Source organism: Paraburkholderia rhizosphaerae (assembly GCF_004366595.1).
GTDB classification, from domain to species: Bacteria; Pseudomonadota; Gammaproteobacteria; order Burkholderiales; family Burkholderiaceae; genus Paraburkholderia; species Paraburkholderia rhizosphaerae.
Genome location: NZ_SORE01000016.1, coordinates 65,745 through 91,824 on the forward strand (window position 1 = coordinate 65,745; position 26,080 = coordinate 91,824).

Below are 26,080 nucleotides of genomic sequence, written 5' to 3' on the forward strand. Positions count from 1 at the left end.
TCGTCAACAGGATGAAGCCGGTGAGTCGCCATCGCGAGCCGGTGGTGGGTTCGAGCGGGTTACCGCATCAGGCCGTAGCGTGGGAATCAGCGCTTCGTGGTCGCCGTCGCGAATCAGCGCGAGCGGATAGCCGAACGCGCGGCTCGCCAGTTCCGGGGTCAGCACGTCGCGCGCCGGCCCCGTCCAGGTCGCGCCGCGGCCATCCAGCAGCAGCGCATGCGTCGCAAACCGCCGTGCGAGATTCAGATCGTGGCATGAAAACAGGACTGTGCGCGCGGCGTCGTTCGTCCGCTCGTGCATCCATGCGTCCAGCGCTTCGAGGCAACCGATCTGATGATGCAGATCGAGATGCGCGAGCGGCTCATCGAGCAATAGCAGCGGCGCGTGCTGGCACAGTACCGCGGCCAGCGCGACACGCTGGCGTTCACCACCCGATAGCGACAGCACGTCGCGCCGCGCGAAGTCCGCGAGACCGAGCCGCGCAAGCGCGGCCTGCGCGGCCGCGCGATCGGCCGCGCGCTCCCAGCCCCAACCGGTCAGATGCGCAAAGCGGTTCAGCAGCACGACATCGAGCACGCTGGCGCTGAACGCATCGTGCACGCTCTGCGGCATCAGCGCGCGCCGTTGCGCGAGCCGCGCGGGCGGCCAGTCGGAAGCGCGCACGCCGTCAAGCTCGACATGTCCGGCAGCCGGACGCAACAGCCCCGCGAGCGTCGCGATCAAGGTGGTCTTGCCGGCGCCGTTGGGCCCGGCGATGCACCAGCTCTCGCCGGGATAGAACGTGTGCGTGAAATCTTCGACAAGCGTGCGCGCGCCGGCGCGCAAGGTCAGATGATGTGCGCGCAGCGTGGCAGCCGCGCCGGATGCATGCGCGTTCACCCGCGCCGCCTGTGCAACAGCATCCACAGGAACACCGGCACGCCGGCGAGCGCGGTGATCACGCCGACCGGCAATTGCGCGGGCGCGATCACCGTGCGCGCGACGAGGTCCGCGCCCATTACCGCCGCGCCGCCGCCGAGCGCGGCCGCGGGCAGCAGCATCCGTTGGTCGTTGCCGAACGCGAGGCGCAGCATATGCGGCACAACCAGACCGACAAAGCCGATCGTGCCGCCGGTGGTCACCGCGGCAGCGGTCGCCAGCGATGCGACGAGGTACACGCGCAGACGCAAGCGCACGACCGGCACACCAAGCGCACGCGCCGCGGCGTCGCCACGCAGCAGCACGTTTAATTGCGGTGCGACGGGCACGATCATCGCCAGCGCGAACACGGCTGCCGCGAGCGCGGCCCATGGCAGCGTGCCGCCGTTCAGGTCGCCGGTCAGCCAGAACAGCATCCCGCGCAGACGGCTTTCCGGTGCGACGGTCAACAGCAGCGTGATGACCGCGCCCCAGCCGGCGGCAATCACCGCGCCCGTCAGCAATAGACGCGGCGACGTGTCCTGCGGCTCGCCCCGCCACAACTCGCCACGTGCGAGTCCGAGCACGACGAGGATCGACGCAAACGCGCCCGCGCATGCGCTCGCGTCGACGACCCACCATGCGCAGCCGGCGATCATCGCGAACAACGCGAATGTGGCGGCGCCGCCCGATACACCGAGCACATACGGTTCCGCAAGCGGATTGCGCAACAGCACCTGCAATAGCGCGCCGGCAAGCGAGAGCAACGCGCCGCACGCAAAGCCCGCGAGCGCGCGCGGCAGCCGCAGCGAGCGGACGATTTCGCCGGCGAGATCGTCCGGTCCGCCATGCGACGACGACACGAGCGCGGCGAGCACGCGCGCGGGCGCCACCGGCACGCTGCCGAGTGCAAGCGACGCGACGAAGACCGCGAGCACAAGCACGCCGAGCGCCGACCAGATCGTGGCCGCACGACGCGCGGTCATTGCATGCGCAACTTTCGTTGCGGGCCGGTTTATCTGCGCGAGTTCAGTCACCGCGGTTGCACGCATTGGGCGCGCGCCGTCTGGATTGTGGAGTCGGCTGGATCCGCAAGCCGGGCCCATGGTCGCTGCCGGTCCGCAAGCCAACGCGCGCGGCGCGTGCAAGTGCGGTATGTGAAGGCAGGTTCATCGTCATTGTCGAAGAGGTTTCATGATGTTGTGCCACGACAGATCGGACCAGCTTGCAGTCGCCTTCCAGGTGCGGCTGAAGATGCCCATAGCCGAGATAGTAACTGTTTGCCCCGCGGCCATTGGAATACCCACGAGTCGCTAATCTGGCTGCGCGAGAGGCTTGCTACGCATCTCGCCTGCCGTGTGCGAACGGGCAAACCATCGGTATATGACCGTGCCGATGGCGCGCGATGGCGGGTGATGAATGGAGGGGGTCCACCGTCCGGATAGATCGGCAGGCCGAACGGATCCGTACGATAGCCACGTCGCGCGGCCCGCGCTTTGCTGGTTCATCGTGCGTCGCCAAACGCAATCCTCTGTTCGATGTCACAGCGATCACACATTGCCCCCTGCAAAAAACACGTATACGTTGAGTGTTTTGCGCATCGCGCGTACTGCACCCGCGACGCCTGATACGCAATCACCCCCGTACAAAGCGCTGCTGTTACGTCTCGAAACGAGACAAATGCCCGTACGCCGGGCATTCCGCGCTAAAATGCCCGGGTCTTTAGAGGACGCAGCCCATGCTCACCGAACTCGAAACCCTGTCAAAGAACATCGGCCGCCTGATCCAGATCAGTCATCGCCATCAGGAAGCGCGCGCCACACTCGAGGCGCAGCTCGCGCAGTCGCGTGCCGAATGCGACGCCACGCGCGCGGAACTCGAGCAGCTTCGCGAAGAGCGCAATGCGTTGCAAGCCGAACGCGATACGCTGTCGGCCAAGATCGACGACGCGCAGGTGCGCCTTAACGCGATCCTCGAAAAGCTGCCGCGTGCTCGTGCGCAAGGCGAGCCGGACAACCAGCTCGACCTGCTCGCCCCTGAGCATCACGAAGAAGCGCACGAAAGCGCGCACGACGTGACCCGTCACGGAGAAAACGCATGACCACAAAGCAGATCGAAGTGTCGATTCTCGGCCAGTCATATCGCCTTGCCTGCTCGCCGGAAACCGAAGCCGACCTGCTCGAAGCGGTCGCACGCGTCGACGCCGAAATGACGAAAATCCGCTCGAACAGCAACGTGCGCGGCCAGGACCGGATCGCGGTCATGGCGGCCCTTTCGCTGGCATCGGAACTGCTTCAACTGCAAACGAGTGTTCGCCATGGGGAATCATTTCCCGCCGAAGAAATCCGGCGTACAATGGCGCAAATGAACGAGCAACTCGATGCAGTGATCGAGCAATACAGTGCCCACTAACGTATCTGCGAGCACCGTTCAAGTGGTTTGAGCTTCACCTGGTTTTAGCTTCCCTGCCTGGTTCGCCAAGGTCATATATTCCTTGAACCAATGCCATGTGCACGGTTGCGGAAATTTGTAGCACGGGCGTGCGCGTCACTCTGTCTGATGTACCCGAAGTGCTGCTAACTGCGACCAATTCTGAACCTCCGGTTCAGGATGCCGGCCTAGCGGCTATGGCGGGGACCTATATCAAACGGCATCGGACAATCGTCCGATGCCGTTTTTCATTTGGGTGTTGCAATCAGGGGGGTGCGATCACGGTGTTGTGATCGGTGCCGCCCCACGAGGCCCTTAACGTCACGTTCCCTTCGACTTATGCGCTACTGGCTAATGAAGTCCGAACCGGACGAAGCAAGCATCGACGATCTCGAGTCCGCGCCTCGGCGCACGCTACCGTGGACCGGCGTGCGCAACTATCAGGCGCGCAACTTCATGCGTGACGTGATGACGGTTGGCGACGGCGTGCTGTTCTATCACTCGAGCTGCCCTGAACCGGGTATCGCGGGGCTCGCCGAGGTGTCGTCGACGCCCTATCCCGACCCCACGCAGTTCGATCCGAAGAGCCCGTACTTCGACCCGAAGTCGTCGCAGGAAACACCGCGCTGGATGCTCGTCGATGTCGTGTTCAAAAAGAAGGTGCAGCTGATTCCGCTGGCCGCGCTGCGCGAGCACGGCGAACTCGCGGACATGCGTGTGCTCGCAAGAGGCAACCGCTTGTCGATCACGCCGGTGACCGACGCCGAGTGGAAATTCATTACGAAGCGGCTCGCGAAGCCTGCTGCATAACGGCGCGGTGCTCGCACACCGCTGTCCGGCATCGTCTGGCGCGTTATCGAGGACCAGCTCGAGCATCATTCGGGAACCAGATCGTCAAGGTTACCGCCTAACGGGATCGCAAGGGACCTGCAAGCTCGCATTAGCATGCATCACATCGCATCGCCGCGTCTGCGAGCGCCCTCGCCTAACCTAGGAGTCGAAGCCATGATCAAAAAAACCAGCCTCGCATGGACGCTCGCCGGAACCTGCGTCGTACCGCTGCTGTTTTCACTCGCGCCGATCGCTGCACACGCGCAAACCATCGTGCCGCCGCAGCCGTCCGGCGTGCTGTCGCTCAATGCACAAGCGAGCGCTGAAGTGCCGCAGGACGTCGTCAATATCACACTGTTCTTCGAACAGGAAGCAAGCGACCCATCGTCGCTGACGAACACGCTGAACCAGCGCGCGGACGCCGCGTTGCAAAAGGCCAAAGGCGTCGCCGGCGTGACCGCCCGCACAGGTTCGTTCTCAATCTTCCCATCGACCGATCGCGACGGCCGCATCTCCGCATGGCGCGGGCGCACCGAGGTCGTACTCGAGTCGCGCGATTTCGCGGCCGCGTCGAAGCTCGCGGGGCAGATGGCGCCGGGCATGCAGGTCGGCAACGTGCAATTCTCGTTGTCGCCGGAAGCGCAACGCACGGCAGAGCAGAAGCTGACCGGCCAGGCGATTGCGTCGTTCCGGCAGCAGGCCGCGTCGTCCGCACAAGCGTTTGGCTACAACAGCTATTCGATTCGCGAAGTCAACGTCGGCCAAAGTGGCCTGATCCAGCCGCGCCCGATGATGATGATGAACGCGCGCGCGATGTCCGCCGACGCGAAAGCCGCGCCGCTACCGCTCGAAGGCGGCATGTCGACGGTCACCGTGAACGTATCGGGCTCGGTGCAGATGAAGTAGTGAAGTGACGCGCGCTGTATGACACGTGGGCTCCGTTGCTACACGTGCATCGTGACAACGCCGCAACGGCAGCGGAAACAAGCGAAAACGCCACGGCATGCCGTGGCGTTTGTTCATCATGGCCATGCACGGCTATCGCCGCAAGCCGCACGCCAACCGACCCGTCGGGTCTGCGTCACGAACTTCCGCTCGCATTCACCGGCTGCTGCGCCTGCCGTCCCGCGCGCCGATACGACCATACGAGCATCACGATGCCCGCAACGATCATCGGCAGCGACAGCCACTGGCCCATCGAGAACCCAAGCGCCAGCAAGCCGAGAAAATCATCAGGCTCGCGTGCGAACTCGACAATAAAGCGCGCAAGACCATAGCCGATCAGGAACACCCCCGACACGGCGCCGACCGGCCGCGGTTTGCGCGAGAACAGGATCAGCACGAAAAACAGCGCGACGCCTTCGAGCGCGATTTCATAAAGCTCGGACGGATGACGCGGCAGCAGATGATATTGCGCGAACACTTCGTTCAGGTGCCATTGCGCGGCCTGCTGCGGATGCGCCGCGAGCCATGCGGCGTCGTCATTCGCGGCGCCCGGAAACAGCATCGCCCATGGCGCGGACGGATCGGTCACACGGCCCCACAACTCGCCGTTGATAAAGTTGCCGAGACGCCCAGCCGCAAGACCGGTCGGCACCATCGGCGCGACGAAGTCGGTCACCTGCATCCATGTGCGGTTGCGCTGCCGCGCGAAGATCGTCATTGCGATCACGACGCCGAGAAAGCCGCCATGGAACGACATGCCGCCTTCCCACACCTTGAAGATCTCGAGCGGATGCGCGAAGTAGAAGCTCGCCTTATAGAACAGCACATAACCGAGCCGGCCGCCGAGTATCGTGCCGAGCACGCCGTAGAACAGCATGTCGTCGATATCCTTGGCGGTCCAGCCCTGCGCGGCCACATGCGGCAGGCGCAGCCGCAGCCGCGCAACGACGATCGCCGCGATAAAGGCGACGAGATACATCAGGCCGTACCAGCGCACGGCGAGCGGCCCCAGGTGGATGGCGACGGGATCGAAATTCGGGTGAATAAGCATCGTGTGGATTATCGAAGTTCGGTTCTGGAAGATAGAGTCGGATGAAGGGACCGAGTTGTTGGACCTGAAGTTGGAGCCGGCCAGTTGCGCGGGCGTTCAATCGCGCCCCGAACCCGCCGCATGCGCACGCGCGATCTCGATGAAACCGGCCAGCACCGGACTGACCGCCTGGGTACGCCATACGAGCCCCGTTTCGATCGCCGGCACCGCCTCGGTCAACGGCCGGTACACCACACCGGTGCGCCGCAGATTACGCAGCGATTGCGGCACCAGTGCGACGCCCATGCCGGCCGACACGAGGCTTACGATGGTTTGCATCTGGATCGCTTCCTGCCCGATGCGCGGTGTGACGCCGGCGACGCCGTAGCAATCCATAATGATGTCATAAAAGCCTGGCGCCAAACGCCGCGGGAAGATGACGAGCGGTGCATCGGCCGCATCACGCAAACTGATCGGCGTGTCGCGCCATTCGGCGGGAACCGGCAACGGATGCTCGCCTCCGTTTTCCTCAGGCGCTCTACGGGCCGCCTGCACGCGGGCCTGCTGAGTGGCCTTCTGGATGGTCTTCTGGGTAGCCTTCGCGTCGAGTCGCCCAGTGGTCCGCGCACTGCGATCCTTTGTGCTCTTCGCGTTGCGTTCGTCAGCGACGTGCGCGCTGCGATCCTCTGTCTGTTTCGCGTTGCGCTCCTTAACCGCATCAATTTGGGCCTCGATCTGCGCCGCCATCTGCGCGGACATCGCGATCACCAGCGGCTCGCGCGCAATCGGCAGCCACGACAGCTGCGCGGCATACCGCGGCGGCAGCGGACCGATCACCAGCCCCGCGTCGATATGGCCCGCGACCAGTTCTTCGAACTGCACGTCGCTGGTCGCTTCGGCGAGTTGCAGCCGCACGCGCGGATGGCGCACGCCAAAATCGCGCAACAGCGGGGGCAGCAACCCGTAGTCGGCGGTCGACACAAACGACAGCGACAGCCCGCCCGATTCCCCGCGCGCGAGACTCTGCGCGAGCGGCCGCAACGCCTCCGCGCTCGCCAGCAGACGCCGCACTTCGGGCAGCAGATCGACACCGACCGGTGTCAGTTCGACCGAGCGCTTCGTACGGGCGAACAGTTCGACGCCAAGCGTTTCTTCGAGCGCGCGGATCGCCTGCGACAGCGGCGGCTGCGTCATCGACAGACGCGCCGCCGCGCGGCCGAAGTGCTTCTCTTCGGCGACCGCGACGAAATAGCGCAACTGCCGCAGATCCGGCATGACCGGGGTTGTCATCGATGGATCCTTTGATACGTTTTTCGACCTAATAAGCCATCAATAATATATTGGACATTCTTTCGTGAAAACTGCATTCTTGCGCGACGCGCGCGGCCTACACTGCATCTGACCTGTGCACGCAGCCGCCGGCGCACCGATCACAACAAACCGGATGGAGCTCCTCATGTCGTACAACCGTCGTTCGAAGAACATCACGCAAGGCGTCGCCCGCTCGCCGAACCGTTCGATGTATTACGCCATCGGCTACAAGAAGGATGACTTCGACAAGCCGATGATCGGCGTCGCCAACGGCCATTCGACGATCACCCCGTGCAACGCCGGCCTGCAGCGGCTGGCCGACGCGGCCGTTGCCGCGGTCAAGGGCGCCGACGCGAACCCGCAGATTTTCGGCACGCCGACCATTTCGGATGGCATGTCGATGGGCACCGAAGGGATGAAGTACTCGCTCGTGTCGCGCGAAGTGATCGCCGACTGTATCGAGACCTGCGTGCAAGGCCAGTGGATGGACGGCGTGGTCGTGATCGGCGGCTGCGACAAGAACATGCCGGGCGGCATGATCGGTCTCGCGCGCTCGAACGTGCCGGGCATTTACGTGTACGGCGGCACGATCAAGCCGGGCAACTGGAAGGGTCAGGCGCTGACGATCGTTTCGTCGTTCGAGGCGGTCGGCGAATTCACCGCGGGCCGTATGTCCGAAGCCGACTTCGAGGGCATCGAACAGAACTCGTGCCCGACCACCGGTTCGTGCGGCGGCATGTACACGGCGAACACGATGAGCTCGTCGTTCGAAGCGCTCGGCATGTCGCTAATGTACTCGTCGACGATGGCGAACCCGGACCAGGAAAAGGTCGACTCGGCCGCCGAATCGGCGCGCGTGCTGGTCGAAGCAGTGAAGAAGGACCTGAAACCGCGCGACATCATCACGAAGCAGTCGATCGAGAACGCGGTCACGCTGATCATGGCAACCGGCGGTTCGACCAACGCGGTGCTGCACTATCTTGCGATCGCGCACGCGGCGGAAGTGGACTGGAAAATCGAAGATTTCGAGCGCATCCGCCAGCGCGTGCCGGTTATCTGCGACCTGAAGCCGTCGGGCAAGTATGTCGCGACCGACCTGCATCAGGCCGGCGGCATCCCGCAGGTGCTGAAGATTCTGCTCGACGCAGGGCTGCTGCACGGCGACTGCATCACGATCACCGGACGCACGCTCGCAGAAGAACTGAAGGATGTGCCGTCGCAGCCGCGTAAGGATCAGCACGTGATCTTCCCGGTCGACAAGGCGCTGTACAAACAAGGTCACCTTGCGATCCTGAAGGGCAACCTCGCGGAAGACGGCGCAGTTGCGAAGATCACCGGCCTGAAAAACCCGGTGATCACCGGCCCGGCGCGCGTATTCGACGACGAGCAAAGCGCGATGGACGCGATTCTCGCGGACAAGATCAAGGCCGGCGACGTGCTGGTGCTTCGCTATCTCGGCCCGCAAGGCGGCCCGGGCATGCCGGAGATGCTGGCGCCGACCTCGGCGATCATCGGCAAGGGTCTGGGTGAATCGGTCGGCCTGATCACCGACGGCCGGTTCTCCGGCGGCACGTGGGGCATGGTGGTCGGTCACGTCGCGCCGGAAGCGTTCGTCGGCGGCACGATCGCGCTGGTGCAGGAAGGCGATTCGATTACGATCGACGCACACAAGCTGCTGCTGCAACTGAACGTCGACGACGCGGAACTGCAACGCCGCCGCGCCGCGTGGAAGCAGCCGAAGCCGCGTTATACGCGCGGCGTGCTCGCGAAGTTCGCGGCGCTCGCACAGCCGGCGCACAAGGGCGCGGTAACCGGCTAAGCGGCATTTCGGCGGGCGCCGCCGCGTGCGGCGCCGTTCGAATTCCGCGGTTTCACTGCCGGTACGCGCGGGTACTGCGTTACCCGAAAGCAAAGGGGCACACGACAAAAAAGTCGTGTGCCCCTTTGCTTTTATAATGCCGGCACCCGGTACGAGCAAAACGAACAGAACCGCGGGCACCCTAAGCCACGCGCCGTTGCCGGTGGAGACCACGATGAAATCGAAGGCGTATGCGGCAATGGGGTGGGCAGGCGCGTTGGCGTTGGCCGTGGCGTGGTTCGGACCGGCCGCGCGCGCTGAAGCGTCGCCGGGCCTCGCGCTCGCTCGGCAGGAAAACTGCCTGAGCTGCCATTCAGTCAACCGGCACGTGATGGGGCCGTCGCTGCACGATATCGCCGCGCGCTACGCGGCGCGCAGCGATGCGTCGCAATACCTGGCGCATAAGATTGTCGAAGGCAGCACGGGCGTGTGGGGCAAGGTGCCGATGCCCGCCAATACGCAGGTCACGCCGGACGAAGCCGCGCAGCTCGCAAGCTGGATTCTGTCGCTCAAGTAAGCTTAAGCAAGCTCGAGTAGGCGCAAATGAGCGCAAATAAGCGTCGTCGCAGCAGCCACGACAGCTTCGGCGCGCGGCGCTTGCCCGGTCGCTAGCTTGCGCCGCGCAGCTTCAGCTCTTCGCGAATGGCCTCGCGAATCCAGACCGCCATCTCCGTTTCCAGTGCAAACGCCACTTCGCGCGTGATCTGGTTGATGAGCCACGTCGTGTGGTCCTCGATCGCATCGCGGCAGCGTGCTTCGATCAACGTGCGCCCTTCTCCGGTCAGATAGCTTGCGAAACGGCCACGCAGCCGCTCGGCGATCAGATCGGCGTCGTAGTCCGGTGTGGAAGGCGCGGTGGGCGCAGTGGACGCGGCAGTTGCAGGCGCGCCAGAGGCTGGCGCGGCAGCGGATGCGGCAGGCGCAGTCTGCGCCTGCGCCGAGGCCGGCGGCGTCACGAATGCGGGCTCCTCCGACAAAACGTCGGAGAGTTCGGGCAAGTCACGCGCCTGCGCCGGATCGCCCTGTACGATCACCTCGCTCAGAACGGGAATCGCGGTCTCGGGAGAAGAAGGATCGTTGGGATGGGACATAGGTGCACTCCGTCGATAAGTCGGACGAACCGATGAGCCAGAACCAGGCCCGGCGGGAGAAGCCCGTGATGTGCTGCAGGTCGGGCGTGTCGTTGGTGCTTGCCTTCGTGCCCGCAATTCGCGGGCCTGCGGGCTAGCCGCCCTGCTTGTAGTTATTCAGAGCATAGCCGCGATCGCGGTAAAAGCGATACCGATCGCGACCGGCCGCCAGTTCGTCCGGCGCATTGCCGACCACTTCGAGCAACCGCTCGAAGCGCGCAAACTGCGCGGGAACCGTCGCGCCCAGGTTCAGCAGGATCTGATGATGCGGCGCTTCGTCGAGATTCGCGGCGAGCACGACCGGCGTATCGGCGGCCAGCGCGCTACCGGCGATGCAATGCGGCACGAAGTCGAGCGGCGAGAACGTCCACAACTGCTCGTCGAATGCGCGCAGCCGCGGCGGCTCGGCCAGCACCACGAGCGGCTGGCCGGCCTGATACGCCTTGCGCACAAGGCGGCACGCGTACAACAGCGAATCGCCGACGTTCGAATGGAAGTCGATGCGCGTCATGCTCGCCCTCGCCGTTCGCCCGCGCCGTCCAGGCTGCCCGACTGCGCCCGGACATGCGAAGCAACTGCGCGCTGCGTCATTGTGCGGCGCGGTCGATCAGGAACTGCGACAGCAGCGGCACCGGACGGCCAGTCGCACCCTTTGCCGCACCGCTTTTCCATGCGGTACCGGCGATATCGAGGTGCGCCCACGGATACGCTTCAGTAAAGCGCGCGAGGAAGCATGCGGCGGTCACACTGCCGGCCGGACGCCCGCCGATGTTCGCGACATCCGCGAAATTCGACTTCAGCAGGTCCTGGTATTCGTCGTCGAGCGGCATCCGCCATGCGGGGTCCGAGGCTTCCTTCGCCGCGTCGAGCAACTCACCGGCCAGTGCGTCGTCCTTCGCGAAGAGGCCGGTGTTGTGATGGCCGAGCGCGATGATGCAGGCGCCCGTCAGCGTCGCGATATCGATCACCGCGGCCGGCTTGAAGCGCTCGGCATACGTCAGCGCGTCGCACAGGATCAGCCGCCCTTCCGCATCCGTATTCAGCACTTCGATCGTCGTGCCCGACATGCTCGTGACGATGTCGCCCGGCTTCGTCGCATTGCCCGACGGCATGTTCTCGCAGGTCGGAATGATGCCGACCACATTGAGCTTCAGACCCATCTCGGCGACCGCGCGCAGCGTGCCGAGCACCGAGCCCGCGCCGCACATGTCGTACTTCATTTCATCCATCGAGTCGCCCGGCTTCAGCGAAATGCCGCCGGTATCGAACGTGATGCCCTTGCCGACCAGCACGACCGGCGCCGCCTTCGCCGCGCCGCCCTGGTACTGCAGCACGATGAACTGCGGCGGCTCGATCGAGCCTTTCGCGACCGACAGGAACGAGCCCATCTTCAGCGCTTCCATCTGCTTCTGGCCGAGCACTTCGACCTTCAGTTTCCAGTCCTTCGCGAGCTTTTTCGCGGCGCTGGCCAGATAGGTCGGCGTGCAGACGTTGCCCGGCAGGTTGCCCAGATCGCGCGTGAGGTCCATGCCGTTCGCGAGCGCCGCACCCTGCTTCGCGGCGACCTTCGCGAGCTTCTCATCGACCGGGTCGACCGTAAACACGATGCGCTTCAGCGCGCGCGCGGTCGTGTCCGGCTTGCTCTTCATCTGCGTGAACTTGTACGTGAGCTCACGCAATGCAAGGATCGCCGCGCGTACTGCCCAATCCGACGTGCGCTCCTTGATCGGCGCCTGTGCGAGCGTGAACGTGACTTGCACGATCTTCGTGCCGAGAATCGCGCGCCACGCGGCGCGCACTGCGTCGCCGTAGGCCTTTTGCGTGAACCCATCCTGTTTGCCAAGACCCACCAGCAGCACGCGCGACGCGCCAATGCCGGACACTTCGTGGAGGAACAGCGTGCTGCCATTCTTGCCGTCCATGTCGCCCGCCTTGATGATGCGGGTCAGCAGACCTTTGGTCGCCGTGTCGATTTCCAGTGCGGCGCCGGACAGCGTTTGCGACTCGAAAACACCGATCACGATGCAATCGGATTTTCCGGTCAGGAACCCTTGGGTCGAGCCTTTGCTCCAATCACAGGCTTTTATGCTAAAGTCCATCGCGCTTGTCCTCGGATAAAATCTGGGCTTAGGATGAAAGCCGCAATTATCCGCTATTTTTCCCGTGGCCGTCGCTTCGGAGGCACGTACTACGCATACGGCGCCCTGTCGAGCGCGCCCTCCCATCATCGACAATGATCTTTGAACGCTCCCTCCAGCGCGAACTGGCATACACGGCCGGCGCCGTGTTCATGGTCCTGCTGACGCTCGTGCTGACAACGATGATGATCCGCATCGTCGGTTTCGCCGCGTCCGGCGAGATCGATCCGCGCGACGTGCTGGTGCTGATCGGCCTGACCGTGATCGGTTACCTCGCGATCATGCTGGTCGCGACACTGTTCGTGTCGATCCTGTTCGTGCTCACGCGCTGGTACCGCGACTCGGAAATGGTCGTGTGGCTGTCGTCGGGCGTGAGCCTCACGCAGTTCATCAAGCCGATCGCCGTCTTCTCGACGCCGATCATCATCCTGATCATGTTCTTTGTGTTCGTCGGCTGGCCGTGGTCGAACGCGCAGAACAAGCTGATCCGCGCGCGCTTCCAGCAGCGCGACGAGGTGTCGCTGCTCGCGCCCGGCCAGTTCCGCGAATCGGCGGTCAGCCATCGGGTGTTCTTCATCGAGAAGATGACGCCGGACCAGTCGAAGGTCGAGAACGTGTTCGTGACAAGCACCGAGGGCGGCAAGGTGAATGTGGTCGTCTCGAGGTTCGGTCACACCGAAACGCACGCGAACGGCGACCGCTTCGTCGTGCTCGAAAACGGCCGGCGTTACGACGGCGAACCGGGCCACCCGGATTTCCGCATCATGGAATTCGAGCGCTACGGCATCAAGATCCAGAGTCAGCCGGTGGTCAGCACACCGACCACTACCGGCACGCCGACGCTCGAACTGTTGCGCAACCCGACGCGTGAGAATCTCGCCGAGTTCGCGTGGCGCGCCGGGCTGCCACTGATCGCGATCAACCTGATGCTGCTCGCGATTCCGCTCGCCTATCAGAACCCGCGCCGCGGCCGCACGATCAACCTCGTGATGGCGGTGCTGATCTATCTGACCTATTCGAACGTGCTGAATGTAGTTCAGTCATGGATCCAGCAAGGGAAAATGTCGTTCCCGGTCGGGCTGGTCGGATTGCATATCGTGGTCGCGCTGATCATCGCGTTTATTTTCTGGCTGCGCGTGCGCAACCGGCCGCTGGTGTCGCGTGCGATGTTTAGCCGCGGCGCCGGCGGTTCGCCGTCACAGTCGCAAGGAGCCTGACCGATGCGGATCTATGAGCGGTATTTCGCGCGTCAGGTCTATCTGTCGTTTATCTTCATTCTGTTCGCGTTTTCGGGCCTGTTTTTCTTCTTCGACCTGATCAACGAGCTCAATTCGGTTGGCCGCGGCAACTATAACTTCAGCTACGCGGTGCTGCGCGTCGCGCTGCAAACGCCGTCGCGCTTCTATGAAATCATTCCGGTCGCCGCGCTGATCAGTGCGATCTACGTGTTCGCGCAGATGGCCGCGAACTCCGAGTACACAATTTTCCGCGTATCCGGTCTCGCGACCAATCAGGCGCTGCGTTCGTTGCTGAAGATCGGCATCCCGCTCGTGCTGTTGACCTATCTGATCGGCGAAGTGATCGGACCTTATACGGACCAGTTGTCCGAGCGTGTACGGCTCGAGGCGCTCGGTTCAGCGGTGTCGAGCAACTTCGAATCGGGCGTGTGGGTGAAAGACACGCTGACCGCGCGCGCGGACGGCGAGCAGGTCACGCGCTTTGTGAACGTCGGCGAGTTGCGTCCCGACGCGACCATCAGCAATGTACGCATTTATGAATTCGACTCGCAGTTCCGGCTGACGAATGTGCGAATCGCGAAGTCCGGCGTGTATCAGCCGCCCGGACACTGGAAGCTGACCGACGTCACCGATACTCAACTGATCGATGTCGTGCCGGTTGGCGCCACGCCAACCGATGCGCTGAACCCGGTCTATCGCGCGAAGCAGATCACGCTGCCCGAGTATTCGCTGCGCTCGGAACTGACGCCGCAGATTCTGTCGGTGCTGCTGGTGTCGCCGGACCGGATGTCGATGTTCAACCTGTTCCGCTATATCCAGCATCTGACTGAAAACCATCAGGACACGCAACGCTACGAAATCGCGCTGTGGCGTAAGCTGCTGTATCCGTTTGCGGTATTCGTGATGCTGGTGCTGTCGTTGCCGTTCGCGTATCTGCATACGCGCGCGGGCGTGGTCGGCATGAAGGTGTTCGGCGGGATCATGCTCGGCATGAGCTTCCAGCTGTTCAATACGCTGTTCTCGCACATCGGCAACCTGAACACGTGGCCGGCGCCGCTCACCGCCGCGACGCCGGGGCTTGTGTACCTGGTGCTGGGGCTGGTCGGTCTGAAGTGGGTTGACCGGCACTAGCCGCCGCGCAACGGTCCGTTCGAGGATGTAATGGCAACTGATCCGGCGAAATCCACAGATACCGCAGCAGGCATCGTGCTATTTGCACATGGCGCGCGCGACGCGCGCTGGGCGGAGCCGTTCGAACGGCTCGCCGATACGCTGCGCAGTCTACGTAGTGCGCCGCGCGGTGGTCCGGTCAGTGGCCCCGTCACGCTAGCGTTTCTGGAACTGATGGAACCGGACCTGCCGACCGCCGTCACGCACCAGGTGGCAGCGGGTTGCACGACGGTGACCATCGTGCCGGTGTTCTTCGGCCAGGGCGGACACGTCCGGCAGGACCTGCCGGTTATCGTCGATCAGTGCCGGGCTGCCCATCCCGGCATCGAGATTCGTTGCGCGACGCCTGTCGGCGAAGACAGCGCGGTTATTGATGCGATCGCGCAATATTGTCTGCGGCAGGTTTAGCTTCATTCCGCCCAGGCTCGTAAATGGGCTGACCGCGCAAAAGCAATAAATAAACAGCAAACACCGGAATACCCGTCAGGCCCGACCGTCGGTTAGCGAAGAAATAGCGCCGGCGAAAACGCGCCGTCCCGCGACGAGAATACCGCCGTCGTCCCGGTATTGTTACGCATACATATGGCGATCGTCGGCTCACCAGCCGCGATTGCATTCTTGACATAGCTGGTCACGTCATTCAGGCGAGTCTGATTGGTACTGTCCAGATAGATGCCGCCAATATGCTGCGTCGTGCAGTTTGCTGTCGTCGGTGGTGTGCTGCCGTCATCCCAGTTGGTCGACGCGCCATACAGATCGAGCATCACCGCGTTCGCATCCGTCACGTTTTGTCCAAGCGTTTGAAGGTCCGCTACGTCCCACGGGTAATCGCCGGTGTGCGGCGGCGTCGGAAATTTCATCAGGATCAAGTCGCCGGGACCGACCTGCAAAGAGGGGCCGGTCGTCGTCGTGGCGCCCGCTCCATTAATCCATACGTCGGCGGTCGCCGGCGAATAGTAAAGCGGAATGTTGTTGCTGCAAGCGACGTCGGCATTGCTGCATTTGTCGATCGCGTATTGCATGCTTTCGATTTTCCACGCATCGATGAAGTCTCCATGCGCGGTATAGAGCGAGCCCCACTGCGGCACCAGAACGCCATCGACGAGCATCGGATCCATCGACAACTGCGCCGTCGACAAATCGGGATCCTGCCCTAGCGAATACTGAACGTTAAGCTGAAGTTCCGGAATTTTCACGGGGAAACCGGATGGGCACGTGCCATCGGCATTACGATACGCCATGTAGTCCATCATGCTCGAATAGCGCATCGCGGCCGCCGGGTGAGCATCGCCGCCCGAAGTGTCGGGCTTGATTTTTTTGCCGTTCCAGCAATCCGGGAAGTGCACTGAGATATCGAGCTGCGCATACGTGCCGCTGTCGTCCGTCACAACCGGGCAGTTGGTTGGCGCGGTAGTCGTATATCCGCCGCCGCGGCACAGGTAGTTAATCTGCGGTTTCGGGCCGGTCCCATTATGGTCGCCGGCTAGCAATTGGAGGCCGGCTGGAATCGGACTGAGCGGCACGACAGGCTGATCGTTCTTGTAGTAGATCTTCGCGAAGTCGGGCACGATGACGCCGGATGCGCGCTTCAGTTGCGGCACCCAGTAGGCGGACACGTCCGCTTTCGAGTCGCAGGTCGTAAGCTTGTTGCCACTCAAGGTCTGGTAGTCACTATAAGCGTCGGTGCCGGTGTTGCCGAAGAAGTCATGCACCATTGCCTGCCCGGGCTGATTCGGCCACACGATCGAGTCGTCGGGCTTCGTGTGCGAGTACGTGCAATTGACAGCAAACTGACCGCCGGCGAGGCACGATGTCGCATAACTTTGCAATCCAAAGCAAATCAGACAAGCAAAGACGGCGAATTTATTGTTTCTCATCATCGGCTCCTTCAACAGCACTCATGCACAGGCGCGTCAGATATATGAATAATTCAAGTTTTCCGTCTTTTCAATGTAATCAGTCGACTCACACAATAGCAATACGCGCCGCGTTGATCCTCAGTTAACGTGTGCCGCCAGGCTTGCCAAGGTAGTCATCCACGATCGGCAGAATCTGCGGCAGATTCTTGCGGCCGAATCCAATGCGGAAGTTCGCATCGCCGTAGTCGAGCAGCGTGCTCGGCAGTAACAGTACGCCGGTTTGTTCAAGCAGTGTTTCGCAGAACTCATACGCCGACAGATTCCTCAAACGCGGAAATGCGATCGTGCCGGCGAGCGGCTTACGCCATTCGAACATCGCCTCGTGCCGCGCGAAAAACGTGTCCAGCACCTGCAGGTTTGCGCGGGTAATGTCAGTGGCCCTGCGGGTCAATGCATCGGTTTGGCGGACCGCGATTGTCGCAAGGTATTCGCTCGGCGCGCTATTGCTGATCGTCAGATAGTCTTTGAAAAGACTCATGCGTCGCAACACCTCGCGATCGCGCGTTGCGACCCAACCGATGCGCAAACCCGCGAGTCCGTGCGACTTCGCGAGTGCGCCCAGCGATACCGCGCGTTCGTATACGTCACATGCGGCAGGCAACCGATGCGCGGGATCGAGTTCGAGACCCCGATAGACCTCATCGCTGAAAAGCATCAAGCCATGGCGCCGCGCGAATTCGATGATCGCGTCGAATTCGTCAGTACTCGGCAGATAGCCGGTCGGGTTGTGCGGAAAACAGACCACCAGCGCCTTCGTCTCCGGGCGAATCAGCGTCGCAAGTTCGTCGATATCGAGCGCCCATCCCGACGACTCGCGCGCCATCCACGGCGTCACAGCGAGACCGCGATCCTGCGCGGTCGAATAGTGCGATTGATAACCGGGCATATGCACGATCAGATGGTCGCCCGGTTCGAGTACCGCGTTCATGAACGAATAAATCGCTTCCTGCGCGCCGGTGTGGACGATGATCTGGTCGCTTTGCGTCGCGGTGTAGAGTTCCTTCGCAAGTTGCACACGCAACGCGGGTGCACCTGGGTATTCGGTGTACCCGAGCCATGTTCGCGCCAGGCCTTCAGACGAACCCGGCTCATACGCAAGCAGGTCGCTTACTGACATCGACTCGGGATCCGAACTGCACAGCAGATAGCGAGCCGTGAACTCGTGTTGAGCGAAGTAGCGTTCGAGTTTGAAGGGGGTAAACGTCATGGTGGCCTCGCTCGAAAGGGGGCGGCTGGACAAGGGGAATCGTGCAGTCTGATCGGGTCGACTCGATAAGAAAAGCTAATTTTCCTAATACCGTTTTAGAAAAATTAATGCCGGCCGCTGCGATCAACGTGTGCCCCATCGCGACCCGCTACGGCTGAAATACGCTCACCGCCAGCCCCTCAAACCGCGCCTTCAACTGCAGCGCAAGAAACTTCGAATGAAATCGCGCCATCTGGAAATTGCCGCCGTGGAACCACAACCCCGGTTGCCGCGTCGGTTTCCACATATTGCGCAACTCGCCTTCCCAGGGCCCCGGGTCGCCATCGAGCCCGGAGCCATAGCCGTACACGCGTCCGATCGCTGCCGCGACCTGCGGCGAAATGAGCTTCGCGATGACCTCGTTCATTGGCCGGAAACCGGTTGCATACACAATGTCGTCGGCGTCGACGCGCGAGCCGTCGCTCAGCACGACGCACGAACGCTCGATACGTAGCGCCTGAACGCCGGACTTCAGCTTGATCCTGCCATTGGCGATCAGCTCCGACGCGCCCGTGTCGATGTAGTAACCGCCCCCCTTGCGCAAGTACTTCCCGACAATGCCGGCCCCGTCCTCGCCAAAGTCGAGCCTGAAACCCGCCGCCGCGAGGCGCTGATAAAACGCGTCATCCTCGCGCGCGATCTTTTCCATCGTCGGGCGGAACACCACGGGCAGCATACGCATCGGCAATGCCGCGCGCTGCAGGTCCGCCCGCTCGGCGTCGAGGCCGCGGGCCACGGCCTCTTCCGAGTAAAGCGAGCGCATGATCTCGAGCACGCGCGGCTGGCGAATCACGTGCGTCGACGAGCGCTGGATCATCGTCACATCCGCGCCGTGCGCGAGCAGCTCTTCGCAGATATCGTGTGCGGAGTTGTTCGAACCGAATACGACCACCTTGCGGCCACTGAACCGCTCGCCGCCCGCATACGCGCTCGAGTGGCACTGCATCCCTGCGAACGACGCCGCACCGGGAATCGAAGGGATAAAAGGGTCGCCGCTCAAGCCGGTCGCGAAGACAAGATGGGTCGGCTGCAGCAGCGTTTCATGACCGCCTCGCACAATACGCGCGCGCCATTGACCGCTTGCCGGATCGTATTGCGCGCCGACGCATGACGCGCGATGCCAGATATCGAGTTCCATGATCCGCGCATAGGACTCCAGCCAGTCGCCGACTTTATCCTTGGCGGCGAATACCGGCCAATGATCCGGAAAGCTCAGATACGGCAGATGATTCGACCACACCGGATCATGCAACTGCAGCGACGGGTAACGCGACCGCCAGCTGTCTCCCGTGCGCGCATGGCGATCGACGATCAGCGCCGGCACGCCGAGCAGTTTGAGCCGCGCCGCGATACTCAATCCGCCGTGTCCGCCGCCGACGATCAGCACATAAGGCTGTTTCGCCGCATCAAAATTGCCGACATTTGCCAACGGTTGTTCGTGACCGGACACGCGCCGGCGTCGAGTCGGTTCTTCGAACCCCTTCAGTTCTCGCAGCGCGGTGAGCAGCGTCAAACAACGGCCCTGCGCGTCAAGGCGCACATAGCCATCGCAGCGGCCAAGCGCAGTGTCGAATGAAATAAAGCCGTCGGTCGCGCCAGCGCGCACGGGTTCGGCAACGGCCCATTCGTGCGGCCTGATCGACGCGAGCGTCGCATCGAGCATCGCGCGAATCGCATCACGCCCTTCCAGCGTGCGAATGTCCCATGTGAACGCGACCAGATCGCGCCAGAAACAGGTACCGCCGAATAGCGCGACGATATCGTCCACGTTGCCCGCGGCTATCGCGCGCGAGAATGCATCGAGCCAGGAAGCGAGTGTCGTGTGCTCCGGGGTTGGCTGGGTCATCCGATCGAATCTCCGTCAGGCTGGTTTACGGCCGCGCGGCCGCAGGCAGGCAGCGCAAACAGCGACACGCTACCCGATAAAACGGTTCGTCGATCGCGACTGATGCCTGAACCGAGTCGGATCCACTTTATAAAGGCGCTGGAACGCAACGGAAAAATTGCTACGACTCGACAGCCCGACCGCCCTTGCCACTTCCGACACCGGCATGGTTGTGGTCGCAAGCAATTCGGCCGCCTTGCGAAGCCGTACGACTTTGAGCATCGCCATCGGCGACTGATCGAACGCTTTCGCAAACTGCGCGGCAAATGCCGAACGGCTCATGCTCGCTTCTTCAGCGAGCCGCTCGACCGACAGCGGGCTCGCATAGCGCTCGAACATCGCTTCGAGCGCCGCCGCGAGGCGCGCATCGGCCAGACCGGCGGCCCACGGAAAATCCACCCCGCCGTCGTCGATATGACGCCTGAGCGCCATCACGAAACACTGCTTGAGCAGTGCTTCAACCAGCACGCGCGAGCCCGGCCCCGGACGCGCCGATTCCGCAAGCAGCATCACGAACTGGTTCCGCAAGCCTCCGGCCGCGTCGAAGCGGGTAATGAGAGGACGGCTCAATGCCCTGAACGGATCAACGGTAAAACTCCGATCGATGCTCAACTCACCGCAAGCCGTGACGACGCCCTGCGCTCCTTCGCCGACCTTCACGGTCGGCGCCGTCTCGCGGACGAGTCCATTGCCGACCCGCGCGCGCTTCACCGTGCGCGCGGCCGTCGGGCTCGCCACATCGATCCGGTAAGCGACACCCGGCGGCAACAGCACGAAGCTATGCGCATCGAGCATCATGCGCCCGGCGTCGCCCAGCACCAGCGTGCCGCTTCCCGCGAGACAGTAGTGCAGGCTTGCGGTGCTGCAGGCTTCGAAGCTCACACCCCAACCGTTGCGCACATCGCATACCGAGAAGTTCGCGACGCCGAGATCGAGTGCCGCAAGGAGATGGTCGAGCACATGCTCGCCGGATCGGGACAAGGTGATCATTGGACGATTTGGAACCAGAACGAGACCACTTCGAACATGACCCTGACTACCATGGCATACGAAATCCCCTTCCTGATGGAGACATCCATGTTCGACATGAAGCATCTTACCCGACTGAAGCACCTGGACGAAAAAGCACCAGATGTGATGAAAGCCTTCTGGGCCTTCGACACTGCTGCATTTACCGCGGGCGCGCTCAGCGAGCAGACCAAGCAGATCATCGCGGTCGCGGTCGCGCTGACGACTCAGTGTCCGTACTGCATCGAGTTGCACACGAAGGCGGCGCGCAAGGCCGGCGCCACCGACGAGCAGCTGACGGAAGCGGCACTGGTGGCTGCGGCGATGCGCGCGGGCGCATCGGTGACGCACGCGACGCATCTGTTCAAGGACTGAATCACACGAACGAGCACGCAACAAAAAAGGCGCGATTGCTCGCGCCTTCCTTTGTTTCTGACTGACTCGCTGCGCCGATCAGCCGGACTCACGCCACGCGGCGAATGCCTTTCTCGTCGCGGCTCGCGTCGCCTTCATCTTCTGTGCGCGCGGTGCGCTGCCGCTGCGCAAACGCGTCGCCGATCATCAGCAGACTCGGCTGCGACGCGTCCAGCCACGGTTGCGCGTCGCCAGAGGCCAGCCCTTCGAGCGTCAGCGTCAGCGTCCGCTCGCGCGGCGTGCTGCACGCTTCGACGATCGCGACCGGCGTGGACGCTGGACGCCCCGCGTCGATCAGCTGCTGCGCGATTTCAGGCGCGCTGTCGCGGCCCATGTAGAACACCAGCGAATCCGCATTCACCTGCTCGCGAATCGCGTCGGTGTCCGCCGCGCGGCTGTGCGTCGCAAGCGCGACGCTGCGCGACACGCCACGCAGCGTCAACGATCGCTGCAGCGCGGACGCACCCGCAAGCGCGGCTGTGATACCCGGCACGATTTCATATTCAATGCCGGCTGCCTCGAGCGCACGCATCTCTTCATCGGCGCGGCCGAACAACATCGGATCGCCGCCCTTCAGTCGCACGACGACATCATGCTCGCGCGCCGCGTCGACAATCTGCTTGTTGATAAAGTGCTGCGCGGTCGAGCGCTGCCCGCAACGCTTGCCGACCGCGATCTTGCGCGCACGCGGCGCGTGCTCGAGCATCTCCGGCTCGATTAGCGCATCGTGCAGCACGACATCGGCGATGCCCAGCAAACGTGCGCCGCGCACCGTAATGAGGTCCGCCGCACCAGGCCCTGCACCGATCAGATACACCTTACCCATTTGCTCCCACTCCGTTCGTCCGATCCGATGAAAACCGCGCTATACAACGACCGAGGCTCACGCTGCGTTCATTATCGTCGGCGCGAGCCCCACAGGCCTGTCACGCAGAAAACGCACGAATCATGCCCGCGGCGACCGTGTGATGCGTTGCTTCGTCGATCAGCACGAATGCACCGGTCCCCGGATGCGTATCATACTCGTCGCAAACGAGCGGCTTTTGCAGCGTCAGCGAAACCCGGCCGATGTCGTTCATCGACAGCTCCTGACGGTCGGTCGCGTGCGACAGCGTATGCACGTCGAGCACCTGTTTGATTGCGCCGACGCGCGCAAATACCGTGTTGGTGGTCTGCTTCAGCAAATACTTGCGCTGCGTCGACAACGGCGCGTCGTCGAACCAGCACAGGTCCGCTTCGAGCTTCTTCGCCGGCTGCGGCGTGTCGCCCGCGCGCACGAACGTGTCGCCGCGCGACACATCGACATCCTGGTCGAGGCGGACGGTCACCGTCTGGCCAGCGAATGCGCGGTCCACCTGCGCGGTGCCGCCCGGCACCGGTGCGATGATTTCCGCGACGGTCGCTTCGCGATTGGCCGGCAGCACCACGATCGTGTCGCCCACTTTCACTTCGCCGGACTCGACACGGCCCATATAGCCGCGGAAGTCGTCCGCCTGACTGCCGTCCTGACGCGCAACCCACTGCACCGGAAAGCGCAGCGTGTCATTGCCCTCAGTTTCGACCGGCAGCGCTTCGAGCACATCGAGCAGCGGCTCGCCTGCGTACCACGGCATCCGCTCGCTCGCGCTCACGATGTTATCGCCCTTTAACGCCGACACCGGCACAAAGCGCACATTGCTTAAACCGAGCTGGCGCGCCAGTTCGACATACGCATCGCGAATCTCGTTGAAGCGCGTTTCGCTGAAGTCGATCAGGTCCATCTTGTTGATCGCGACGATCACATGCTGCAGGCCGAGCAGCTTCACGATCGCGCTATGGCGCTTGGTTTGCGGCAGCAATTGCGCAACGCCGTTTTCGAGCGTCACGCGCGTCGCATCGACGAGAATGATCGCCGCATGCGCGGTCGACGCGCCGGTCACCATATTGCGCGTGTACTGCTCGTGCCCCGGCGTATCGGCGATGATGAACTTGCGCTTGGCGGTCGCGAAGTAGCGATATGCGACGTCGATCGTGATGCCCTGCTCGCGTTCAGCTTCGAGGCCGTCGGTCAGCAGCGACAGGTCGATCTCATCGCCGACCGTGCGCTTGTTCTTCGCGCGCGACAGTGCGGACAGTTGGTCCGACAACACGGCCTTGCTGTCGTACAGCAGGCGGCCGATCAGCGTGCTCTTGCCATCGTCGACGCTGCCGGCGGTGATGAAACGCAGCACGCCGAGGTCTTCCGGTTGATGAATGCTCATGACTGTCTTACCTCGTGTGCTTCAGAAATAACCTTGCTTCTTGCGCTGTTCCATCGCGGCCTCGGACGTCTGGTCGTCCATCCGTGTTGCGCCGCGCTCGGTAATCTCGGTCACCGCCGTTTCGGCAATGATCTTCTCGACGGTATCCGCGTCGCTTGCGACCGGGCACGTGCAGCTGATGTCGCCGACCGTACGGAAGCGCACCAGCGCCTGTTCGCTGGTCTCGCCTTCGCGCATCGGCGTAAGCGGCGTAACCGGCACCAGCAGACCGTTGCGGCGCACGATTTCGCGGTGATGCGCGTAATAGATCGACGGCAGTTCGAGCTGTTCGCGGGCGATGTATTGCCATACATCAAGCTCGGTCCAGTTCGAGATCGGGAACACGCGCAGGTGCTCGCCCTGATGCAGGCGCGCGTTATACAGGCTCCACAGTTCCGGGCGTTGCGCCTTCGGGTCCCACTGACCGAATTCGTCGCGGAACGAGAAGATGCGTTCTTTCGCACGCGCCTTTTCTTCATCGCGCCGCGCGCCGCCGATCATCGCGGTATAGCCGTATTGCTCGATCGTCTCGAGCAGCGTGACCGCCTGCGCCGCGTTGCGCGAATCGGTCTCGCGGCGCAGGCGCACGGTGCCGCGCTTGATCGAATCTTCGACATGGCCGACCACCAGTTGCGCACCGATTTCGTTCGCGCGGCGATCTCGGAAGTCGATCACTTCTTCGTAGTTATGGCCGGTGTCGATATGCACGAGCGGAAACGGCAGCACGGTACGACGGTTCGCGCCCAGGCCGAACGCCTTCAGCGCGAGATGCAGCACCACCACCGAGTCCTTGCCGCCCGAGAACAGCAGCGCAGGCTTGCTGCATTCGGCGACCAGCTCGCGCAGGATATGGATCGACTCGGCTTCGAGCCAGTCGAGATGGTCCATCCGGTTGCCCGTGTTGGCGAGCGGGGCGGTGACAGTCGATTCGAGCGTCGTGCTCATAGTTCGGGTCCTTCGTTGATTCGTCTGGCGAGCGGCGCAGCCGGCTCGCGGTATCGATAAGACTTGGCGCTGCGGCTTACTGGGGCGGTCTGCCTGCGACGCTTAAGCAGACGCGCTTTCCGTACTCACCGCAATCGGAATGGTGGTGATGTGCAGTCCGCATTCCTTCGTATCGCGCGATTCCCACCACCAGCGTCCGGCCCGGCTGTCTTCGCCCGGCCGGATCGCCCGCGTACAGGGCTCGCAGCCGATGCTCGGATAGCCGCGCGCGTGCAGCGGGTTGACCGGCACATCGAACGCAGCGAGGTACGCCCACACGTCCGCTTCTGTCCAGTCGGCGAGCGGGTTGAACTTCGCGATATGGCGTGCGGCGTCGTGTTCTTCCTCGTGCAGTTCCGCGCGCGTCACCGACTGCTCGCGGCGCTGTCCCGTCACCCATGCGCTGACGCCCGAGAGTGCGCGGTTCAGCGGCTCGACCTTGCGGATCTCGCAGCAGCGCTTGCGCAGATCGATGCTTTCGTAGAACGCGTTCAGACCATGCGCGGCCACGTATTCGTCGACCGCGGCCGTCTGCGGGTGGAACTGCTCGATGTCGTAGCCATAGCGTGCGCGCACGCGATCGAGCATGCCAAGCGTTTCCGCATGCAGGCGGCCCGTATTCAGCGTGAAGATGCCGATCTTCACGCCACGCGACAGGATCGCGTGCGTGAGCAGCATGTCTTCCGCGGCGAGGCTGCTCGCAAACTTGACGTCGATGTGCCGCGCGGCGATCGAATCGAGCAGTGCATCGAGCCGCTCGATCTTCGCAGCCAGCTCGGGCGCCAGGTTTTGCACGTCGCTCATGCCGGGGCCTTTTGTGCGGCGGCCGCTTCACGGCGGCGGAACAGCGGACGCGGTTCGTCGAACGCGCCCTGGTACTGCACCGTAAACTCGGTGAATGCCTTCAGCGCGTCGTGAATGTCCTTGTCGGCGCGCAGCGCGTAAGCGTTGAACCCGCAGCGCTCGTAGAAGCGCAACTGGTCACGCAGCACGTCGCCGATCGCGCGAATCTCGCCTTGGTAGCCATAGCGCTCGCGCAACAGACGCGCAATGCTGTAGCCGCGGCCGTCACGGAACACCGGGAAATCGACCGCGATCAGCGCGATCTTGTCGAAATCGCTAACGATGTCGGCCGGTTCGCTGTCGCCAGCCAGCCACACGCCGATTTCAGCAGCGCCGCGCGCCGCCGTCAGCGCATCGCGCGCGCTTTGCCACAGCGCGAGCGGCACCAGCACCTTGCCGGCCGGCAACGCGTCCACTGCGGGCAGCGTGCCGTCTTCAGCGGCGCGCACCACCGTCCAGTCATCGTTGACGATCGCGCGGTCCTTGATAATCGAAGCCATCTGCAAATTCCTTGATTTGGCAAC

General features: G+C 63.1%; 26 protein-coding genes and 1 other RNA gene. 11 read left to right on the plus strand and 16 right to left on the minus strand.

From position 1 onward, the window contains the following. Positions 1-3: 3 nt before the first annotated feature. Positions 4-879, minus strand: a complete 876-nt coding sequence (locus BX592_RS20705) for an ABC transporter ATP-binding protein (protein WP_134194141.1) — start codon at positions 877-879, stop codon at positions 4-6. Then, the gene (locus tag BX592_RS20710) at positions 876-1,883 is read right to left on the minus strand and encodes a FecCD family ABC transporter permease (protein ID WP_134194143.1); all 1,008 of its coding nucleotides are present in this window, start codon (positions 1,881-1,883) and stop codon (positions 876-878) included. The genes BX592_RS20705 and BX592_RS20710 overlap by 4 nt, the downstream gene beginning before the upstream one ends. A 752-nt stretch (positions 1,884-2,635) precedes the next feature. Between BX592_RS20710 and BX592_RS20715 the strand changes: the two genes are divergently transcribed. The 5 genes from BX592_RS20715 (at position 2,636) to BX592_RS20735 (ending at position 5,064) form a co-directional block, all read left to right on the plus strand. Next, positions 2,636-2,998: an ATPase gene (locus BX592_RS20715; RefSeq protein WP_134193972.1), complete on the plus strand. Its 363-nt coding sequence runs from the start codon at positions 2,636-2,638 to the stop codon at positions 2,996-2,998. Further along, positions 2,995-3,309 carry a cell division protein ZapA gene (locus BX592_RS20720; RefSeq protein ID WP_134193974.1) on the plus strand — a complete coding sequence of 105 codons (315 nt, stop codon included), beginning with the start codon at positions 2,995-2,997 and terminating at the stop codon, positions 3,307-3,309. The genes BX592_RS20715 and BX592_RS20720 overlap by 4 nt, the downstream gene beginning before the upstream one ends. Before the next feature lie 47 nt (positions 3,310-3,356). Continuing rightward, a non-coding RNA gene (gene ssrS / locus BX592_RS20725) (6S RNA) lies at positions 3,357-3,538 on the plus strand. 128 nt (positions 3,539-3,666) lie between these two features. After that, a complete protein-coding gene (locus tag BX592_RS20730; RefSeq protein ID WP_134193975.1) occupies positions 3,667-4,137 on the plus strand; it encodes an EVE domain-containing protein in 471 nt (156 codons plus the stop codon). Between the two features lie 195 nt (positions 4,138-4,332). Beyond that, on the plus strand, positions 4,333-5,064 hold the full coding sequence (locus BX592_RS20735) for an SIMPL domain-containing protein (protein ID WP_134193976.1): 732 nt from the start codon (positions 4,333-4,335) through the stop codon (positions 5,062-5,064). Between the two features lie 175 nt (positions 5,065-5,239). On the opposite strand, the gene lgt is transcribed toward BX592_RS20735, so the two are convergent. Together lgt and BX592_RS34520 are read right to left on the minus strand one after the other, a co-directional pair. Beyond that, positions 5,240-6,154: a prolipoprotein diacylglyceryl transferase gene (lgt, locus tag BX592_RS20740; RefSeq protein ID WP_134193979.1), complete on the minus strand. Its 915-nt coding sequence runs from the start codon at positions 6,152-6,154 to the stop codon at positions 5,240-5,242. Between the two features lie 96 nt (positions 6,155-6,250). Continuing rightward, on the minus strand, positions 6,251-7,423 hold the full coding sequence (locus BX592_RS34520; RefSeq protein ID WP_243849645.1) for a LysR family transcriptional regulator: 1,173 nt from the start codon (positions 7,421-7,423) through the stop codon (positions 6,251-6,253). A 166-nt stretch (positions 7,424-7,589) separates the two neighbouring features. Between BX592_RS34520 and ilvD the strand changes: the two genes are divergently transcribed. Together ilvD and BX592_RS20760 are read left to right on the plus strand one after the other, a co-directional pair. Further along, complete coding sequence (ilvD, locus tag BX592_RS20755) at positions 7,590-9,263, plus strand: dihydroxy-acid dehydratase (protein ID WP_134193981.1); 1,674 nt, start codon at positions 7,590-7,592, stop codon at positions 9,261-9,263. A 214-nt stretch (positions 9,264-9,477) separates the two neighbouring features. Further along, on the plus strand, positions 9,478-9,819 hold the full coding sequence (locus BX592_RS20760; protein ID WP_134193983.1) for a c-type cytochrome: 342 nt from the start codon (positions 9,478-9,480) through the stop codon (positions 9,817-9,819). A 91-nt stretch (positions 9,820-9,910) separates the two neighbouring features. Here the strand turns inward: BX592_RS20760 and BX592_RS34525 are convergent, their stop codons facing one another. The 3 genes from BX592_RS34525 to BX592_RS20775 all read right to left on the minus strand — a co-directional run bounded on the left by BX592_RS34525 (position 9,911) and on the right by BX592_RS20775 (position 12,531). Further along, complete coding sequence (locus BX592_RS34525; RefSeq protein ID WP_134193985.1) at positions 9,911-10,393, minus strand: DUF2486 family protein; 483 nt, start codon at positions 10,391-10,393, stop codon at positions 9,911-9,913. Positions 10,394-10,526: 133 nt separating this feature from the next. Continuing rightward, on the minus strand, positions 10,527-10,943 hold the full coding sequence (locus BX592_RS20770; protein WP_134193987.1) for a DNA polymerase III subunit chi: 417 nt from the start codon (positions 10,941-10,943) through the stop codon (positions 10,527-10,529). 76 nt (positions 10,944-11,019) lie between these two features. After that, positions 11,020-12,531 (minus strand): leucyl aminopeptidase, encoded by a 1,512-nt coding sequence (locus BX592_RS20775; protein WP_134193989.1) that lies wholly within the window; start codon positions 12,529-12,531, stop codon positions 11,020-11,022. Positions 12,532-12,665: 134 nt separating this feature from the next. Here BX592_RS20775 and lptF point away from each other — a divergent pair, with 134 nt between their 5' ends. Genes lptF through BX592_RS20790 form a run of 3 tightly spaced genes read left to right on the plus strand, consistent with a single transcriptional unit; the run spans position 12,666 to position 15,386 of the window. After that, a complete protein-coding gene (lptF, locus tag BX592_RS20780; RefSeq protein WP_134193992.1) occupies positions 12,666-13,787 on the plus strand; it encodes an LPS export ABC transporter permease LptF in 1,122 nt (373 codons plus the stop codon). Between the two features lie 3 nt (positions 13,788-13,790). Further along, a complete protein-coding gene (gene lptG / locus BX592_RS20785; RefSeq protein WP_134193994.1) occupies positions 13,791-14,939 on the plus strand; it encodes an LPS export ABC transporter permease LptG in 1,149 nt (382 codons plus the stop codon). A 30-nt stretch (positions 14,940-14,969) separates the two neighbouring features. Next, on the plus strand, positions 14,970-15,386 hold the full coding sequence (locus BX592_RS20790; RefSeq protein WP_134193996.1) for a sirohydrochlorin chelatase: 417 nt from the start codon (positions 14,970-14,972) through the stop codon (positions 15,384-15,386). Between the two features lie 92 nt (positions 15,387-15,478). Here BX592_RS20790 and BX592_RS20795 read toward each other — a convergent pair whose 3' ends face one another. From BX592_RS20795 to BX592_RS20810, 4 genes are all read right to left on the minus strand, one after another. Then, positions 15,479-16,855 (minus strand): DUF1996 domain-containing protein, encoded by a 1,377-nt coding sequence (locus BX592_RS20795; RefSeq protein ID WP_134193998.1) that lies wholly within the window; start codon positions 16,853-16,855, stop codon positions 15,479-15,481. A 124-nt stretch (positions 16,856-16,979) separates the two neighbouring features. Next, on the minus strand, positions 16,980-18,104 hold the full coding sequence (locus BX592_RS20800) for an aminotransferase class I/II-fold pyridoxal phosphate-dependent enzyme (RefSeq protein WP_134194000.1): 1,125 nt from the start codon (positions 18,102-18,104) through the stop codon (positions 16,980-16,982). A 148-nt stretch (positions 18,105-18,252) separates the two neighbouring features. After that, positions 18,253-19,989 carry a flavin-containing monooxygenase gene (locus tag BX592_RS20805; protein ID WP_134194002.1) on the minus strand — a complete coding sequence of 579 codons (1,737 nt, stop codon included), beginning with the start codon at positions 19,987-19,989 and terminating at the stop codon, positions 18,253-18,255. 69 nt (positions 19,990-20,058) lie between these two features. Continuing rightward, positions 20,059-21,018, minus strand: coding sequence for an AraC family transcriptional regulator (locus tag BX592_RS20810; protein ID WP_134194004.1), 960 nt, complete (start codon positions 21,016-21,018; stop codon positions 20,059-20,061). Positions 21,019-21,054: 36 nt separating this feature from the next. Here BX592_RS20810 and BX592_RS20815 point away from each other — a divergent pair, with 36 nt between their 5' ends. Next, positions 21,055-21,411 (plus strand): carboxymuconolactone decarboxylase family protein, encoded by a 357-nt coding sequence (locus BX592_RS20815; RefSeq protein WP_243849646.1) that lies wholly within the window; start codon positions 21,055-21,057, stop codon positions 21,409-21,411. 88 nt (positions 21,412-21,499) lie between these two features. Here BX592_RS20815 and cobA read toward each other — a convergent pair whose 3' ends face one another. From cobA to BX592_RS20840, 5 genes are all read right to left on the minus strand, one after another. Next, positions 21,500-22,276: a uroporphyrinogen-III C-methyltransferase gene (gene cobA, locus BX592_RS20820; protein ID WP_134194006.1), complete on the minus strand. Its 777-nt coding sequence runs from the start codon at positions 22,274-22,276 to the stop codon at positions 21,500-21,502. A 100-nt stretch (positions 22,277-22,376) separates the two neighbouring features. Beyond that, positions 22,377-23,690, minus strand: coding sequence for a sulfate adenylyltransferase subunit 1 (locus BX592_RS20825; RefSeq protein WP_134194008.1), 1,314 nt, complete (start codon positions 23,688-23,690; stop codon positions 22,377-22,379). 21 nt (positions 23,691-23,711) lie between these two features. Continuing rightward, on the minus strand, positions 23,712-24,674 hold the full coding sequence (gene cysD, locus BX592_RS20830; RefSeq protein ID WP_134194010.1) for a sulfate adenylyltransferase subunit CysD: 963 nt from the start codon (positions 24,672-24,674) through the stop codon (positions 23,712-23,714). Positions 24,675-24,776: 102 nt separating this feature from the next. Further along, entirely contained in the window at positions 24,777-25,517 is a 741-nt protein-coding gene (locus BX592_RS20835) for a phosphoadenylyl-sulfate reductase (RefSeq protein ID WP_134194012.1), read from the minus strand. Next, positions 25,514-26,056 (minus strand): DUF934 domain-containing protein, encoded by a 543-nt coding sequence (locus tag BX592_RS20840; RefSeq protein WP_134194014.1) that lies wholly within the window; start codon positions 26,054-26,056, stop codon positions 25,514-25,516. The genes BX592_RS20835 and BX592_RS20840 overlap by 4 nt, the downstream gene beginning before the upstream one ends. Positions 26,057-26,080 lie beyond the last annotated feature (24 nt).

What these genes read in the sequence shown, in the direction of transcription:
- BX592_RS20840 (WP_134194014.1), bottom strand. Translation starts at nt 26,056, where the DNA reads ATGGCTTCGATTATCAAGGACCGCGCGATCGTCAACGATGACTGGACG.
- BX592_RS20805 (WP_134194002.1), bottom strand. Translation starts at nt 19,989, where the DNA reads ATGACCCAGCCAACCCCGGAGCACACGACACTCGCTTCCTGGCTCGAT.
- BX592_RS20770 (WP_134193987.1), bottom strand. Translation starts at nt 10,943, where the DNA reads ATGACGCGCATCGACTTCCATTCGAACGTCGGCGATTCGCTGTTGTAC.
- BX592_RS20710 (WP_134194143.1), bottom strand. Translation starts at nt 1,883, where the DNA reads ATGACCGCGCGTCGTGCGGCCACGATCTGGTCGGCGCTCGGCGTGCTT.
- cysD (WP_134194010.1), bottom strand. Translation starts at nt 24,674, where the DNA reads ATGAGCACGACGCTCGAATCGACTGTCACCGCCCCGCTCGCCAACACG.
- BX592_RS20800 (WP_134194000.1), bottom strand. Translation starts at nt 18,104, where the DNA reads ATGACGTTTACCCCCTTCAAACTCGAACGCTACTTCGCTCAACACGAG.
- BX592_RS20835 (WP_134194012.1), bottom strand. Translation starts at nt 25,517, where the DNA reads ATGAGCGACGTGCAAAACCTGGCGCCCGAGCTGGCTGCGAAGATCGAG.
- BX592_RS20715 (WP_134193972.1), top strand. Translation starts at nt 2,636, where the DNA reads ATGCTCACCGAACTCGAAACCCTGTCAAAGAACATCGGCCGCCTGATC.
- BX592_RS20795 (WP_134193998.1), bottom strand. Translation starts at nt 16,855, where the DNA reads ATGAGAAACAATAAATTCGCCGTCTTTGCTTGTCTGATTTGCTTTGGA.
- BX592_RS20825 (WP_134194008.1), bottom strand. Translation starts at nt 23,690, where the DNA reads ATGAGCATTCATCAACCGGAAGACCTCGGCGTGCTGCGTTTCATCACC.
- BX592_RS20810 (WP_134194004.1), bottom strand. Translation starts at nt 21,018, where the DNA reads ATGATCACCTTGTCCCGATCCGGCGAGCATGTGCTCGACCATCTCCTT.
- ilvD (WP_134193981.1), top strand. Translation starts at nt 7,590, where the DNA reads ATGTCGTACAACCGTCGTTCGAAGAACATCACGCAAGGCGTCGCCCGC.
- BX592_RS20790 (WP_134193996.1), top strand. Translation starts at nt 14,970, where the DNA reads ATGGCAACTGATCCGGCGAAATCCACAGATACCGCAGCAGGCATCGTG.
- BX592_RS20720 (WP_134193974.1), top strand. Translation starts at nt 2,995, where the DNA reads ATGACCACAAAGCAGATCGAAGTGTCGATTCTCGGCCAGTCATATCGC.
- BX592_RS20730 (WP_134193975.1), top strand. Translation starts at nt 3,667, where the DNA reads ATGCGCTACTGGCTAATGAAGTCCGAACCGGACGAAGCAAGCATCGAC.
- BX592_RS20735 (WP_134193976.1), top strand. Translation starts at nt 4,333, where the DNA reads ATGATCAAAAAAACCAGCCTCGCATGGACGCTCGCCGGAACCTGCGTC.
- BX592_RS20760 (WP_134193983.1), top strand. Translation starts at nt 9,478, where the DNA reads ATGAAATCGAAGGCGTATGCGGCAATGGGGTGGGCAGGCGCGTTGGCG.
- BX592_RS34520 (WP_243849645.1), bottom strand. Translation starts at nt 7,423, where the DNA reads ATGACAACCCCGGTCATGCCGGATCTGCGGCAGTTGCGCTATTTCGTC.
- cobA (WP_134194006.1), bottom strand. Translation starts at nt 22,276, where the DNA reads ATGGGTAAGGTGTATCTGATCGGTGCAGGGCCTGGTGCGGCGGACCTC.
- lptF (WP_134193992.1), top strand. Translation starts at nt 12,666, where the DNA reads ATGATCTTTGAACGCTCCCTCCAGCGCGAACTGGCATACACGGCCGGC.
- BX592_RS34525 (WP_134193985.1), bottom strand. Translation starts at nt 10,393, where the DNA reads ATGTCCCATCCCAACGATCCTTCTTCTCCCGAGACCGCGATTCCCGTT.
- BX592_RS20775 (WP_134193989.1), bottom strand. Translation starts at nt 12,531, where the DNA reads ATGGACTTTAGCATAAAAGCCTGTGATTGGAGCAAAGGCTCGACCCAA.
- BX592_RS20815 (WP_243849646.1), top strand. Translation starts at nt 21,055, where the DNA reads ATGACCCTGACTACCATGGCATACGAAATCCCCTTCCTGATGGAGACA.
- lptG (WP_134193994.1), top strand. Translation starts at nt 13,791, where the DNA reads ATGCGGATCTATGAGCGGTATTTCGCGCGTCAGGTCTATCTGTCGTTT.
- lgt (WP_134193979.1), bottom strand. Translation starts at nt 6,154, where the DNA reads ATGCTTATTCACCCGAATTTCGATCCCGTCGCCATCCACCTGGGGCCG.